Origin of the sequence: Streptomyces sp. NBC_00510 (assembly GCA_036013505.1) — a bacterium.
Classification (GTDB): domain Bacteria; phylum Actinomycetota; class Actinomycetes; order Streptomycetales; family Streptomycetaceae; genus Actinacidiphila.
In genome coordinates this window covers 2956800-2971450 of record CP107851.1, presented here as the reverse complement: position 1 = coordinate 2971450, position 14651 = coordinate 2956800, and the positions used below count along the sequence as shown (strand labels likewise).

At 73.0% G+C, this 14651-nt stretch carries 14 protein-coding genes; all 14 read right to left on the bottom strand.

The features are described from left to right. Window positions 1-7: 7 nt before the first annotated feature. Window positions 8-763 carry a sirohydrochlorin chelatase gene (locus OG937_13110; GenBank protein WUD72558.1) on the bottom strand — a complete coding sequence of 252 codons (756 nt, stop codon included), beginning with the start codon at window positions 761-763 and terminating at the stop codon, window positions 8-10. Window positions 764-765: 2 nt separating this feature from the next. Then, entirely contained in the window at window positions 766-1659 is an 894-nt protein-coding gene (locus tag OG937_13105; protein ID WUD72557.1) for an ABC transporter permease, read from the bottom strand. Next, window positions 1646-2440, bottom strand: coding sequence for an ABC transporter ATP-binding protein (locus OG937_13100; GenBank protein WUD72556.1), 795 nt, complete (start codon window positions 2438-2440; stop codon window positions 1646-1648). Before OG937_13100 ends, OG937_13105 begins: the two co-directional genes overlap by 14 nt. Window positions 2441-2492: 52 nt before the next feature. Further along, window positions 2493-3620: an ABC transporter substrate-binding protein gene (locus OG937_13095; GenBank protein WUD72555.1), complete on the bottom strand. Its 1128-nt coding sequence runs from the start codon at window positions 3618-3620 to the stop codon at window positions 2493-2495. A 224-nt stretch (window positions 3621-3844) separates the two neighbouring features. Further along, window positions 3845-5194: a GTP-binding protein gene (locus OG937_13090; GenBank protein WUD72554.1), complete on the bottom strand. Its 1350-nt coding sequence runs from the start codon at window positions 5192-5194 to the stop codon at window positions 3845-3847. Between the two features lie 2 nt (window positions 5195-5196). Further along, window positions 5197-6132 (bottom strand): sulfate adenylyltransferase subunit CysD, encoded by a 936-nt coding sequence (gene cysD, locus OG937_13085; protein WUD72553.1) that lies wholly within the window; start codon window positions 6130-6132, stop codon window positions 5197-5199. Beyond that, window positions 6129-6674: an adenylyl-sulfate kinase gene (gene cysC / locus OG937_13080; GenBank protein ID WUD78725.1), complete on the bottom strand. Its 546-nt coding sequence runs from the start codon at window positions 6672-6674 to the stop codon at window positions 6129-6131. Before cysC ends, cysD begins: the two co-directional genes overlap by 4 nt. A gap of 32 nt (window positions 6675-6706) precedes the next feature. After that, window positions 6707-7414, bottom strand: coding sequence for a phosphoadenylyl-sulfate reductase (locus tag OG937_13075; protein WUD72552.1), 708 nt, complete (start codon window positions 7412-7414; stop codon window positions 6707-6709). Then, the gene (locus OG937_13070) at window positions 7411-7590 is read right to left on the bottom strand and encodes a DpnI domain-containing protein (GenBank protein WUD72551.1); all 180 of its coding nucleotides are present in this window, start codon (window positions 7588-7590) and stop codon (window positions 7411-7413) included. The genes OG937_13075 and OG937_13070 overlap by 4 nt, the downstream gene beginning before the upstream one ends. After that, window positions 7587-9284 (bottom strand): nitrite/sulfite reductase, encoded by a 1698-nt coding sequence (locus OG937_13065; protein WUD72550.1) that lies wholly within the window; start codon window positions 9282-9284, stop codon window positions 7587-7589. The genes OG937_13070 and OG937_13065 overlap by 4 nt, the downstream gene beginning before the upstream one ends. Window positions 9285-9630: 346 nt before the next feature. After that, a complete protein-coding gene (locus OG937_13060) occupies window positions 9631-10668 on the bottom strand; it encodes a PfkB family carbohydrate kinase (protein WUD72549.1) in 1038 nt (345 codons plus the stop codon). 26 nt (window positions 10669-10694) lie between these two features. Further along, window positions 10695-11273, bottom strand: a complete 579-nt coding sequence (locus tag OG937_13055) for a GNAT family N-acetyltransferase (protein WUD72548.1) — start codon at window positions 11271-11273, stop codon at window positions 10695-10697. A gap of 72 nt (window positions 11274-11345) precedes the next feature. After that, window positions 11346-12638, bottom strand: a complete 1293-nt coding sequence (locus OG937_13050; GenBank protein WUD72547.1) for a GAF domain-containing protein — start codon at window positions 12636-12638, stop codon at window positions 11346-11348. 356 nt (window positions 12639-12994) lie between these two features. Then, window positions 12995-14644 carry an acyl-CoA dehydrogenase family protein gene (locus tag OG937_13045; protein ID WUD72546.1) on the bottom strand — a complete coding sequence of 550 codons (1650 nt, stop codon included), beginning with the start codon at window positions 14642-14644 and terminating at the stop codon, window positions 12995-12997. Window positions 14645-14651: the final 7 nt, after the last annotated feature.

The window sequence follows — 14651 nt, the reverse complement described above, 5'->3', positions numbered from 1 at the left end:
CCGCGCCTCAGGCCAGCGCCAGCGCGAACCGGGGTCGCAGCGCCTCGTCGAAGCGCCGCAGCAGCAGCCGGGCGACCTCCGGGGCATCGCCGAGGACGTCGGCGAGGACGTCCGCCCCGGAGGCCACGGCGCCACGGGCGATGCGGTCGGGCAGGAAGCCCGGCGCGATGACGTACGGCGCGACGGCGACGTGCCGTACGCCCTCGGCGCGCAGTGCGCGCACCGCCTCGTCCGTGGTGGGAAGGGATGCGGAGGCGAACGCAGGCCGCACGGCGCACCAACCGGTACGCCGCCACTCCCGCGCGATTTCTGCGATCACTGCGATCGCCTCCGGGTCCGAGGAGCCCGCCGACGCCAGGACGATCCCGGTCGAGGGGCGGTCGCCGGGGCCGAGCCCGGCTTCGCGCAGCCGCCGCTCCAGCGCGGCCAGAAGCAGTGGTGAGGGGCCGAGCACGTCGGCCCGGTGCACGCGCATCCGGGCGTGCCGTGCCGCGGACTCGCGCAGCACCGCCGGGATGTCGGCCTTGGCGTGGAAGGCCCGGGTGAGCAGCAGCGGCAGCGCCACCACCTCGCGCACGCCCTCCGCGGCCAGCCGGTCCAGGACCCGCGGCACGCTCGGTGCGCAGTGGTCGAGGAAGGCCGTCTCCACGCGCAGCCCGGGACGGGCCGCCCGGACCCGCTCGGTCAGCGCGTGGACGGTCGCGGCGTGCCGCGGGTCGCGGCTGCCGTGGGCGACGACGAGGAGGACGGGATGCGCGGTCATGGTCAGCCCCGTGCGAACAGGCCGCGGCTGCGCAGCACCGAACGCTCCAGCGGCGCGAACACCAGCAGTTCGATGCCGATGCCGACGATCAGGATCAGCAGGATCGCCGCCAGCACGCTCGGCATGTCGGACAGTTCGCGCCCCTGCTCCAGCAGCTGGCCCAGGCCCACGCCGAGGTCGGGAGAGGTGGCGATGAGCTCGGCGGCCATCAGGGAGCGCCAGGAGAAGGCCCAGCCCTGCTTGAGGCCGGCGAGGTAACCCGGCAGGGCGGCCGGCAGCAGCACGTGCCGCACCGCGTGGATGCCGGTGGCGCCGATGGTGCGGCCGGCCCGCAGGAACAGCGGCGGGATCTGGTCGACGCCCGCGACCAGGCCGTTGGCGATCGAGGGCACCGCGCCCAGCAGCACCACGCAGTAGATCGTGGCGTCCGAGAGCCCGAACCAGATGATCGACGCGGGCACCCACGCCACCGACGGCAGGGACTGCAGGCCCGACAGGATCGGCCCGATCGCGGCCCGCACCACCCGGACCCGCGCCACGAGCAGGCCGAGCGGCGTGCCGATCGCGACGGAGGCCACGAAGCCCAGCGCGCCGCGCGACAGGCTCGTCCAGACGTAGCCGAGCAGCGTGCCGTCGAGCCACTTGTCCTGCAGGGCGCGCCCGACCTCCGCCGGGCTGGGCAGCTGGTAGTGCGGCTTGAGCTCGAAGTGGTACGCGAGCTGCCACACCACCAGCACCAGCGCGATGGCGACGAGCGGGGGAACGGCCTTCTGCAGCAGTACGCGGGCCAGCGGCACGCGGGTGGCGGACCGGGTCTCCAGGGCGTCGAGCCCGGCCTCCAGCCCCGCGAGGTCGCCGCCCGGCCCGACGTCCGCCTTCGTCTCAGTGCTGGCCATGGCGCCGGATCTCCCCCCGGAGGTGTTCGGTGATCTCCACGGAGAGCTCGGCGACCGCCGAGTCCTCGATGCGGCGCGGCTGCGGGATGCCGACCGTCCACTCCCGGGCGATCCGTCCCGGCCGCGAGGAGAGCAGCACGACCCGCTGCGCGAGCCGCACCGCCTCGCGGACGTTGTGGGTCACGAAGAGCACCGACAGGCGGGTCTCGGCCCAGATGCGGGTGAGCTCCTCGTGCAGGACGTCACGGGTGATGGCGTCGAGCGCCGCGAACGGCTCGTCCATCAGCAGCAACTGGCTGTCCTGCGCCAGCGCCCGGGCCAGCGCGACGCGCTGCCGCATGCCGCCGGACAGTTCGTGCACCCGCTTGCCGTACGCGCCCTTCAGACGGACGAGCTCCAGCAGCCGCTCGGCCTCCGGGCGCCGCTCGGCGCGCGGCACGCCGCGCATGCGCAGGGCGAGTTCGATGTTCCTGCCCGCGGTGAGCCACGGGAACAGGGCGTGGTCCTGGAACATCAGGGCCGGGCGGCCGCCGGGGGTCTCGATGCCCCCGGCGGACGGCCGGTCGAGTCCTGCGACCAGGTTGAGCAGTGTGGACTTGCCGCAGCCCGAGGCCCCCAGGAGGCAGACGAACTCGCCCGGGGCGACATCGATGCTGATGTCGTCCAGCACGTGCGTCTCCGCGCCGGGACGGCCGAAGGACTTCGAGACGTGCTCGAGCCGTGCGGCGTACGGGGCCGCGTCGACCGTCACGGCGGGCTGCTTGGTGAGTGCGGTGGCCATGGCGTCACCTCCTGAGGGCTGGGGCTGCGGTCTTCATCGGTGCTGCCGGGCCTCAGCCGCCGAGACCGGCGTCGTCGATCCCGGCCTTGCCCTCGCCCTTGAGGATCTTGTTGAGGATCGTCAGGTCGTAGATGCCCTTGAGCGAGGGCTTCTCCAGCAGGCCGGCGGTGACGGCGTGGTCGGCCTCGGTCTGCAGGGTGGACGCCAGCGGGTCGTCGATGACCTGGATGCTCTGCCACGCCGGGTCGATGACGTCGGCGGGCAGCGGCTTGCCGGAGAGCTTCTCCAACTGCGCGTTGGCGTCGGCCTTGGCCTTGTCGGGGTTGGCGCTGATCCAGGCGTTGGTCTTCACCGAGCCGCGCAGGACGGCTTCGACGACGTCCGGGTGGTCCTTGAGGAACGCCTGGGAGACGATCACGTTCGTGATGACGAACTTCTTGTCCGGCCACAGGTCACGCTCGTCCAGGAGCACCTTCGCGCCCTCGGCGACCAGCTTGGACGCGGTGGGCTCGGGCACCCACGCGCCGTCGATGGAGCCGGTCTTGTAGGCGTCGGGGGTGACCTTGTTGTCCGTGCGGACCACGGAGACATCGCCCTTGCCGCTGGTCGCGTCGACCTTCCAGCCCTGCTCGGCGATCCAGTTGAGGAACGCCACGTCCTGGGTGTTGCCGAGCTGCGGGGTGGCGATCTTCTTGCCCTTGACGTCCTTCAGGGTTTTGATCTTGTCCGGGTTGACGACCAGCTTGACGCCGCCGGAGGCCGAACCGGAGATGATCTTCAGGCTCTTGCCGCCGGACTTCGTCCAGCCGTTGACCGCGGGGGAGGGGCCGATCCAGCCGATGTCGATGGAACCGGCGTTGAGGGCCTCGATCTCGGCGGGCCCGGCGTTGAACACCGACTCCTTGATCGTGGTGCCCGAGCCCAGCTCGTCGGCGAAGAAGCCCTCCTTCAGGCCCACCAGCGGGGTGGCGTGGGTGAGGTTCGCGAAGTAGCCGATCTTCACCGTCGAGGCGGACAGCTTCTTGCTGGTGCCGCTGCTCGCGGCCGCGTTGGTGGTGTCGTCCTTCTTGTCGGAGCCGTAGCCGCAGGCGGCCAGGGCCAGCAGCGGCAGAAGGGCGGCGCCGGCTATGAGGCGGCGACGGGCGGACGTTCTCGGGGCGGTGGTGCGATCGGCAGTCACGGGAGGCGATCCTCTCGATGGCCCCGGCTCGCGCTCTCTACGGCGCGCCGGGGTGGTGGCTGTCTGGTGGTCGGTGGTGCGGTGCCGCGTGCGCGGCGCGGGTGCGGTGCTCGGACGGGGTCAGCGCGCACATCGCGTGACACCGCCCGTGCCGCTGCCCAGACAGCCGCTGCCGACGCGACCGCCCTCCTTGGCGAATCCGGCGAAGGCGTCGTCGAACGCCATCAGAAATCCCACCCCTCGTCGTCACCGGCCGCGTCGCCCGCGGCCGTGGCGGTGCGGGCGGCGAAGGCCTCGCCCGCCATGCCGGCGGTCAGCGTGGTGCCGTCCGCCGGGTCGATCAGCAGGAAGGAGCCGGTGAGCCGGGAGTCGGCGTACGCGTCCAGCGGCAGCGGCTCCGAGGTGCGCAGCACCACCGTGCCGATGTCGTTGACGCCGAACTCGCCCGGCTCGTCCTCGTGCTCCAGCCCCCGGGTCAGGTCGATCCGGTACGGCAGCCGCTTCACGACCGCCTTGACCGTGCGCGTGCTGTGCTTCAGCAGCACGCGCGCGCCCACCTTCAGCGGCCGCTCGTGCAGGTGGCACACGGTCGCCTCGACGTCCTGGGTGGTCGCCGGGGCGGCGTCGGACGGCGCGATCAGGTCGCCGCGCGAGACGTCCAGGTCGTCGCCGAGCAGCAGCGTCACCGACTGCGGCGCCCACGCCACGTCGACCGGGGTGCCGAGCACGTCGATACCGCTGATCGTGCTGGTCAGCCCGGACGGCAGGACCGTCACCGGGTCGCCGACGCGCAGCACGCCCGAGGCGATCTGCCCCGCGTAGCCGCGGTAGTCGGGGTGCTCCGCGGTCTGCGGGCGGATCACGTACTGCACGGGGAAGCGCGCCGGGTGCCCGCCGGGGTCGCTGCCGACGGGGACGGTCTCCAGGTGCTCCAGGATCGTCGGGCCGCCGTACCAGTCCATGTTCGCCGACGGGGACACGACGTTGTCGCCGACCAGGGCCGAGATGGGGATCGTGGTGATCTCCGGGACGCCGATGGAGGCCGCGTAGGCGGTGAACTCCTCGGCGATGGCCGCGAAGACCGGCTCCGACCAGTCGGCCAGGTCCATCTTGTTGACCGCGAGCACCACGTGCGGCACCCGCAGCAGCGCCGCCAGCGCCGCGTGCCGGCGGGTCTGCTCCACGACGCCGTTGCGGGCGTCCACCAGGATCACGGTCAGCTCGGCGGTCGAGGCGCCGGTCACCATGTTCCGCGTGTACTGCACGTGCCCCGGCGTGTCCGCCAGGATGAACCGCCGCCGCGGCGTGGCGAAGTAGCGGTACGCCACGTCGATGGTGATGCCCTGCTCGCGCTCGGCGCGCAGGCCGTCGGTGAGCAGCGCCAGGTCCGGCGCCTCCTGACCGCGGCGGGCGGAGGCCAGTTCGACGGCCTCCAGCTGGTCGGCGAGCACCGACTTGGAGTCGTGCAGCAGCCGGCCGACCAGCGTGGACTTGCCGTCGTCGACGGAACCCGCGGTGGCGAAGCGCAGCAGGGAGGTGGCCGAGAGCTGCTCGGCGGTGGTGCCGGTGGTCATGGCTAGAAGTACCCCTCGCGCTTGCGGTCTTCCATCGCGGCCTCGGAGAGCTTGTCGTCGGCCCGGGTGGCGCCCCGCTCGGTGAGCCGGGACGCGGCGATCTCGGCGATGACCGCGTCGATGGTGGCGGCGTCGGAGTCCACCGCGCCGGTGCAGGACATGTCGCCCACCGTGCGGTAGCGGATCAGCCGGGTCTCCACCGACTCGCCGTCCTTCGGGCCGCCCCAGTCGCCCGCGGTCAGCCACATGCCGCTGCGCCGGAACACCTCGCGCTCGTGGGCGTAGTAGATCTCCGGCAGCTCGATGCCCTCGCGGGCGATGTACTGCCACACGTCCAGCTCGGTCCAGTTGGACAGCGGGAAGACGCGCACGTGCTCGCCGGGGGCGTGCCGGCCGTTGTAGAGCTGCCACAGCTCGGGGCGCTGGCGGCGCGGGTCCCACTGGGAGAACTCGTCGCGCAGCGAGAACACCCGCTCCTTGGCGCGGGCCTTCTCCTCGTCACGGCGGCCGCCGCCGAAGACCGCGTCGAAGCGCAGCTCCTGGATGGCCTCGGTCAGCGGCACCGTCTGCAGCGGGTTGCGGGTGCCGTCGGGGCGCTCGCGCAGCCGGCCGTCGTCGATGTAGTCCTGAACCGAGGCGACGTGCAGCCGCAGGGAGTGCTCCGCGACGGTGCGGTCCCGGTACTCCAGCACCTCGGGGAAGTTGTGACCCGTGTCGACGTGCAGCAGCGAGAAGGGGACCGCCGCGGGGGCGAAGGCCTTCAGCGCCAGGTGGAGCATGACGATGGAGTCCTTGCCGCCGGAGAAGAGGATCACCGGCCGCTCGAACTCTCCCGCCACCTCACGGAAGATGTGCACCGCCTCGGACTCCAGAACGTCCAGGTGCGACAGCGCGAAAGGATTGCCGGTGCTCTCGTCGACCGCGACGACCGTGGTCACGCCAGTCCCCTCTCCATCAGCAACGCCGTGAGCAGCGCCGCTGAGTCCTCGACGGTGTGGTCCTGGGTCTCGATCCGCAGATCGGGGGTCTCGGGTGCCTCGTACGGGTCGTCGACGCCGGTCAGCCCGGATATCTCGCCCGCGGCCTGCTTGGCGTACAGGCCCTTCACGTCACGCACGGTGCAGACCTCCACCGGGGTGGCGACGTGCACCTCCAGGTACGTCGTGCCCCGCGCCTCGTGGCGCTTGCGGACAGCCTCCCGGCTGTCGGCGTACGGCGCGATGACCGGGACCAGCACCTTGACCCCGTTGGCGGCGAGGAGTTCGGCGACGAAACCGATCCGCTGCACATTGGTGTGCCGGTCCTCGCGGCCGAAGCCGAGGCCCGCGGAGAGGAACTCGCGGATCTCGTCGCCGTCCAGGACCTCCACCCGGTGCCCGTCGCCGCGCAGCCGCCCGGCCAGCGCCTGGGCGATCGTGGTCTTGCCCGCGCTCGGCAGACCCGTGAGCCACACCGTGGCCCCTGTGCCCGTCACGCCCATCCGCCCCTCCCGGGAGATCCGTTCCGTCGTCATCAGCCGTGCAGCCCGCACTCGGTCTTGGCCCGTCCCGCCCAGCGGCCGGCCCGGGCGTCCTCGCCCTGAAGCACCCGGCGGGTGCAGGGGGCGCAGCCGACCGAGGCGTAACCGTCCATGAGCAGCGGATTGGTGAGCACCCCGTGCTCCGTGACGTAGGAGTCCACGTCGTCCTGCGTCCAGCGGGCGATGGGGGAGACCTTGACCTTCCCGCGCCGCGCGTCCCAGCCCACGACCGGGGTGTTCGCGCGGGTGGGGGACTCGTCGCGGCGCAGGCCGGTCGCCCAGGCGTCGTAGCCGGTCAGGCCCTCCTCCAGCGGCGTGACCTTGCGCAGCGCGCAGCACAGGTCGGGGTCGCGGTCGTGGAGCTTCGGCCCGTACTCGGCGTCCTGCTCGGCCACGCTCTGACGCGGGGTCAGCGTGATGAGCTGCACGTCCATGACGGCGGCGACCGCGTCACGGGTGCCGATGGTCTCCGGGAAGTGGTAACCGGTGTCGAGGAAGACGACGTCGACACCCGGGGCGACGCGCGAGGCCAGGTGCGCCACGACCGCGTCCTCCATCGAGGAGGTGACGCAGAACCGGGACCCGAAGGTGCCGGTGGCCCAGCGCAGGACGTCGAGCGCGGTGGCGTCCTCCAGGTCCCGGCCCGCCTGCTCGGCCAGCGCCCGCAGTTCGTCCGCGGTGTGCTGCTGCGCGGTGGTCACGAAGGGCCTCCCTCACGGTGCTCGGTCCGCAGCCCCCGGGCCAGCAGGCCCAGGAACTTCAGCTGGAACGCGCGGTTGCACGACCGGCACTCCCAGGCGCCGTGGCCCTGCTCCGCGGGGTGCAGGTCCTCGTCCCCGCAGTAGGGGCAGTAGAACGGTGCGGCGCGTTCGCTCACGACAGCGCCTCCTCGCTCGCCCGCGTCACCCACTGCGCGAAGCGCTCGCCGTCCGTACGCTCGGCCTGGAAGCGCTTCAGGACGCGCTCGACGTAGTCGGGCAGCTCGTCCGCGGTGACCTTCAGCCCCCGGACCTTGCGGCCGAAGCCGGCCTCCAGGCCCAGTGCGCCGCCCAGGTGCACCTGGTAGCCCTCCACCTGGTTGCCCTCGTCGTCCAGCACGAGCTGGCCCTTGAGGCCGATGTCGGCGACCTGGATCCGGGCGCAGGCGTTCGGGCAGCCGTTGATGTTGATCGTGATCGGCTCCTCGAACTCCGGGAGCCGGCGCTCGAGTTCGTCGATCAGTGAGGAGCCGCGCGCCTTGGTCTCGACGATGGCCAGCTTGCAGAACTCGATGCCGGTGCAGGCCATCGTGCCGCGGCGGAACGGGGAGGGCCTCACCTGCAGGTCCAGCGCCTCCAGACCCGAGACGAGGGAGTCGACCCGGTCCTGCTCGACGTCCAGCACGATCATCTTCTGCTCGACGGTGGTCCGCAGCCGGCCGGAGCCGTGCGCCTCCGCCAGCTCGGCGATCTTGCTGAGCGTGGTGCCGTCCACCCGGCCGACGCGCGGCGCGAAGCCGACGTAGTAGCGGCCGTCCTTCTGGCGGTGCACGCCCACGTGGTCCCGCCACTGCTGGACCGGCTGGTCGGGGGCGGGGCCGTCGGCCAGCTCGCGCCCCAGGTACTCGTCCTCCAGCACCTGGCGGAACTTCTCCGCGCCCCAGTCGGCGACCAGGAACTTCAGCCGGGCGCGGGTCCGCAGCCGCCGGTAGCCGTAGTCGCGGAAGATCGAGATGACGCCCTCGAAGACGTCCGGGACCTCCTCCAGCGGCACCCACGCGCCCAGCCGGACGCCGATCTTGGGGTTGGTGGACAGACCGCCGCCGACCCACACGTCGAAGCCCGGCCCGTGCTCGGGGTGGCGGACGCCGACGAAGGCGACGTCGTTGATCTCGTGGGCCACGTCCAGCAGCGGGGAGCCGGAGATCGCCGACTTGAACTTGCGGGGGAGGTTGGAGAACTCCTTGTTGCCGACGATGCGGCGGTGGGCCTCGTCCACGGCCCAGGTGCCGTCGAGGATCTCGTCCTCGGCGATCCCGGCGACGGGGGAGCCGAGGATGACCCGCGGGGTGTCGCCGCACGCCTCGGTGGTGGACAGGCCCACGGCCTCCAGGCGCTGCCAGATCTCGGCGACGTCCTCGATGCGGATCCAGTGCAGCTGGATGTTCTGCCGGTCGGTGATGTCGGCGGTGCCGCGGGCGAACTCCTGGGAGACCTCGCCGATGACGCGCAGCTGCTCGGTGGTGAGCCGGCCGCCGTCGATGCGGACCCGGAGCATGAAGTACTTGTCGTCCAGCTCCTCCGGCTCCAGGATCGCGGTCTTGCCGCCGTCGATCCCGGGCTTGCGCTGGGTGTACAGACCCCACCAGCGCATGCGGCCGCGCAGGTCCGCGCCGTCGATCGCGTCGAAGCCGCGGTACCGGTAGATCGTCTCAATGCGTGTCCGCACGTTGAGACCGTCGTCGTCCCGCTTGAACTGCTCGTTGGCGTTGAGCGGCGTCATGTGGCCGACCGCCCACTGGCCCTCGCCGCGGTGGCGGCTCACCTTGCGGCGCGGCGCGGCGGCGTTCGGCTGGTCAGGGGTGGAAGCCATGGCGATGCGGTCCTTCTGGCAGGCTGGACAGAGTCGGTCGTAGCGCGAAGAGTCCCCTTGGCCTGCGGATACGCCACAGCACTACGAACGGTGCGGGGCGTTGGCGCGTGGTTGCGCCCGCGAGGCCGGGGACGGCCGGGTCAGTCCTGGACGGGACGGCGGCGAGTGCTCAGCACGCCTGACAGATGGCGCTGGACATGCGTCCGAGGTCGACGTGCAGCCGACCTACCAAGGCGATTCCAGTGCGAGACATGTCGAAAGCGTGTCACGCGGATCTCGGGCCAGTCCACCGTTATCCACCATGTGGACGCCTTCATCCCGCATGGCGAGATGCACGGATTGTCCGTCACCTGACAGGACTCGCCGGGCGCAGGAAATCGGCCGCGATGGCCCGGAACCCACCGTGCCCGCGGGTCCCCACATGACGCAGCTTGTGGCCCGCCAGCGCCGAACCCAGCCGCACCCCCGCACCGAGCGGGGCGCGGTCCGCGACCAGCGCCGCCAGCAGCCCCGCCGCGAAGACGTCGCCCGCCCCCGTCGCGTCCTCCACCTCGCGGTCGGGGAGCGGCCGGTGCGCGTAGCGCTCCACGGTGCCGGGCCGGTGCACCTCCACCCGGTCCGGGTACTTCACCACGGCCGCGCCCTCCGCCCGGGTCCGCACCCGGCCCAGCCGCTCGAACTCCCGCCCGTTGACCAGCAGGTAGTCGCTCATCGCCGCCATGGCCAGCACATCGGCGGTCGGCTCCGCCGACCAGACGTGCCCCGGGTCGAAGCTGATCAGCGTCCCCGGCGAACGCCGCCGCACCTCCACCAGCAGCCGGTGCAGCACCGCGCCGCCGTCCGGATCCAGGAACGAGGTGACGTGCACCGCCCGCGCCGCCGCCAGGTAGCCGGCGATCTCCTCGAACCGCTCCCGCACATGGGCGGCGATCCGCGTGTTCGCCCCGGTGTGGGTCAGCAGCGTGCGCTCCCCGCCGTCGTGCACGGACAGGCAGATCCCGCACAGCCGGTCCGGGTCCCGGGCCACCAGCCGCCGGTCGATGCCGAGACCGTCCAGGACGGCGAGGGGGCCGGCCGCGCCCAGCGGGTCGCGGCCCGCCACGCCCACGTACCCGAGCCGCAGCCCGCGGCCCAGACGGCCCAGCGCATGGAGGGTGTTGAAGGCCGAGCCGCCCGGTTCCGGCGTGAGCGGCACCCCCTCGGCCCGCAGCCACTCCAGGCCGGCGCGGACGGCGGGCTCGTCGACCATGCGTTCGCCGCCGCTCTCCGGCGGCGGGCGCAGCCGCATGTGCGCGCCGAGCCGGGCCAGCACCGGGCCGCCGTTCAGGGCGGACGCGCCCGTGATGAGGTCCAGGTTGAGCGCCCCGACCCCGACGACGTCCATGCCCGCCCCTTCCCGTCCGCCGGTCCCTACCGGGCTCCGGGCCAGGGCCCGGTGACGGGCCTCTCCTCCTCTTCCCCCGTCTCGGTGCGGAAGATGCGGAAGCCGCGGTTCTCGTAGTTGGCCAGCGCGTGCGGCCCGTCCAGGCTGCAGGTGTGCACCCACACCCGCTTCGTCGGGGTGCGGTCCGGCCGGCGCTCCGCCAGGTCCCAGGCGCGGGCGATGCCGACGGACAGCAGGTGCCCGCCGATCCGCCGCCCCCGGAAGGCGGGCAGCAGCCCGAAGTACGCGATCTCGACCTGGCCGTCGTCCTGCGGGTCCAGTTCGATGTAGCCGGCCGGGGTGTCCCGGTCGTACGCCACCCAGGTCTCCACGCCCGGGCGCTCCAGGAAGGCCCGCCACTGCTCGTAGGACCACGGCAGGCGGTCCGTCCAGGCGCAGTCCGCGCCCACCGACGTGTAGAGGAAGCGGCTGAACTCCGGGGACGGCACCTCGGCCCGCGCGATGCGGATGCCCGACGTCGCGGGGTCCGGCTCCAGGGAGGGCCGCAGATCGGCGTGGGAGGTCTGCTCCAGTGACCACGTGGTCACCGTGACGCTAGTGCTCATGCGCCACATTCTGCGGCCTCGCGGGCCCGGCGGGTTCCCGGCTCGCTGCCGCGGCCCGTCCGGGTCGCGGCCTCACTCCCCGAAGCGCGCTCCGCGCACCGCCGGCGCCGTCGAGTGCGGCAGCAGGTCAGCGGGGTGGGCGGGGCGGACCACCTCGACCTCGACGCCGTCCGCGAAGCGGTAGGGGCGGTGGTCGAGCACCCCGGCCAGGGTGCGGCGCAGGCGGGACATCTCGGCGCGCACCGTCACCGTGCGGGAGGGGTCGCCGAACAGGTCGCCGGCCAGTTCCGCGGCGGTGCGGCCGTCCCGGTGCAGGGCCAGCACGAAGAGCAGTTCGGCGTGGCGCGGGCTGAGCTCCTGCGACCAGCCGCCGGCCGCACCGGAGACGTTCACCGTCCACGTGCGGGGACGGCCGAGGTCCAGCACCACGTGCCCGGCCCCGGGCACCTCCTCCTCCGGCGTGGCGACCCGCACCAGCCAGCCGCCCGGCAGCGGCTCCAGGGTGCAGGTGCCCAGCGCGGGCACCCACGTACGTCCGGCGCTCGGCGCGGCGGGCAGCGTGATCCGCTCCACCGGCGGCATCCCGGTCACCGCCGCCGTCCAGCCGTTGGGGTCGACGACCGCCGCCCGGCCCGGCATCCGGGCGAGCAGCGGGGCGGAGACCGAGCGCAGCCGGTCCACGGCCGCCCAGTGCAGGCTGCGCAGTTCGGCCTCGGCGACCTTGGTCACCGCGGTCACCAGGGACAGCATCGCGGGGTGCATCCCGGCCGCGGGCCCGCTGACGTCCACCGCGCCCAGCAGCCGGCCGTCCCGCGGGTCGATGAGCGGGGCCGCGGCACAGGTCCACTGGTGGTGCACCCGGACGAAGTGCTCCGAGGAGTGCACCTGCACCGGCCGCCCGGTGACCAGGGCGGTGCCGATCGCGTTGGTGCCGACGGCCTCCTCCGACCACGAGGCGCCCTCGGCGAAGCCGAGCCGGTCCGCGCTCCTGCGGACGGCCAGGCTGCCGTCCCGCCACAGCACCCGGCCCTCGGGGTCGGTGACCACCATGATGTGCCGGGCCTCGTCGGCGACCGAGACCAGGCCGTCGCGCAGCGCGGACATCACGTCGTTCAGCGGGGTGCGGCGCCTGCGCACCTCGATCTCGTCGGCGGTCAGCATGCCGGCGTGGCTGCCGTTGTCCGGGTCGACACCGAGGTCCAGGGCGCGCCGCCAGGAGTCCTGGATCACCGGTCTGGGCACCGTGCCACCCGATCCGCCGCCGAGTGCGGCGTCCCGCATGTCGCCCAGCAGCCGTGCGGAACGGCGCGGTTCCTGGACGGACTGGACCGACAACGACCGTGCGTCGATCGGAACCTGGCTCATGGTGCTCCCCGCGTCCGTGTGCGCAGCGCTTTCTGCGCTCGGGCAGTGGCCGCGCCGGTTCTCCGCTGCCACACCATGTGCATATGGTGCCGCCGGGCCGGTCCCTCCGGTGGGATATCCGGCCAATACCTTGCAACTGTCTGCAACGGTTGCGAATATGCGCGCATTCGACGGACAGTGACGGCGCATCACGCTATTCGTACGGAACCCTGATTCCGTGCGACGGTGAGGCGAGACCGGGGGTGGTGCCGAGTCGGCGCGGCACCACCCTCAGTGCGGCGCGGCGGCGGAACGTTTCCCCGAAGGTCCCGGTCCTTCCGTCGGGACCTCGGGCGGACCGCCGCCGCACCCGCCCCTCACACCTGGGGGCGCGCCCGCTCCACGATCGCCGCCAGGTCCAGCCCGCGCGGCAGCGTGCCGAAGGTCGCGCCCCAGTCCCGGCCGAGCCGCGAGGCGCAGAACGCGTCCGAGACCTCGACCGGGGCGAACCGCACCAGCAACGAACCCTGCAGCACCAGCGCCATGCGCTCCACCACCCGGCGCGCCCGGGCCTCGACGCCCTCCAGATCGGCCAGTTCGGTCAGCAGCGACGTGATCGCGCCGTCCAGCCGGTGGTCCGCGCCGCGCGCCAGGCCGATCTCGCCGAGGAAGGCGTTCAGCGCGCGCGGCTCCCTCTGCAGCACCCGCAGCACGTCCAGGGCCTGCACATTGCCCGAGCCCTCCCACACCGAGTTCAGCGGCGACTCCCGGAACAGCCGCGGCAGCCCCGACTCCTCCACGTAGCCGTTGCCGCCCAGGCACTCCAGCGCCTCCGCCACCAGCGGCGGGCAGCGCTTGGTGACCCAGTACTTGGAGACCGCCACCGCCAGCCGCCGGAAGTGCCGCTCCTGCTCGTCGTCCGCGTCGTACGCCGCCGCCAGCCGCAGCACGGTCGTGGTGGCCGCCTCCGACTCCAGCGCCAGGTCCGCCAGGACGTTCCGCATCAGCGGCTTGTCGACCAGAAGCCCGCCGAACGCGCTGCGGTGCGCCGCGTGGTGCACCGCCTGCGCCACCGCCTGCCGCATCAGCGCGGCGGAACCGGTCGCGCAGTCCAGCCGGGTGGCCGCCACCATCTCGATGATGGTCGCCACCCCCCGCCCCTCCTCGCCGACCCGGCGCGCCCACGTGCCGTCGAACTCCACCTCCGCCGAGGCGTTGGAGCGGTTGCCCAGCTTGTCCTTGAGCCGCTGGATCAGGAAGACGTTGCGGGAGCCGTCCGGTAGCACCCGGGGCAGCAGGAAGCAGGTCAGGCCCCCCTTCCCCGAGGAGGGGGACGCCTGCGCCAGCACGAGGAAGGCGTCCGACATCGGTGCCGAGCAGAACCACTTGTGGCCGGTGAGCAGGTACGTGCCCTCCTCCGCCAGCGGCTCCGCCCGCGTGGTGGTGGCCCGCAGGTCCGAGCCGCCCTGCTTCTCGGTCATCCCCATGCCGAACAGCGCCCCGGGCTTGCCTCCCGGTGCCACCAGCTGCGGGTCGTACACCCGCGACCCCAGCCGGGGCTCCCACTCGGCGGCCAGCGCCGGGTCGGCCCGCAGCGCCGGCACCGCCGCGTGCGTCATCGACACCGGGCAGCCGTGCCCGGCCTCCGCCTGGGACCACACCAGGAAACCCGCCGCGCGCCGCAGATGTCCGCCGGGGCGCGACCAGGCGTCGGTGAGCCCCGACGAGACCGCCCGTCCCAGCAGTCGGTGCCAGGCCGGGTGGAACTCCACCTCGTCGATCCGGTGCCCGTAGCGGTCGTGGGTGCGCAGCACCGGCGGATGGGTGTCGGCGGCCTCCGCCCACCCCCGCGCCTGCGCGGAACCCGCGCCCCGGCCGATCTCGCCGAGCTCCCGGTGGACCTCCTCCCGGAGCCCGGGCGCCACGTGCCGTGCCACCCCCTCCACCAGGGCGGTGTCGGTGGCGTACACGTCATACCCGACCAGGGGCGGAGCCTGGTTGGTCACGGTGTGTGTGGGGGGACTCATGACGGTT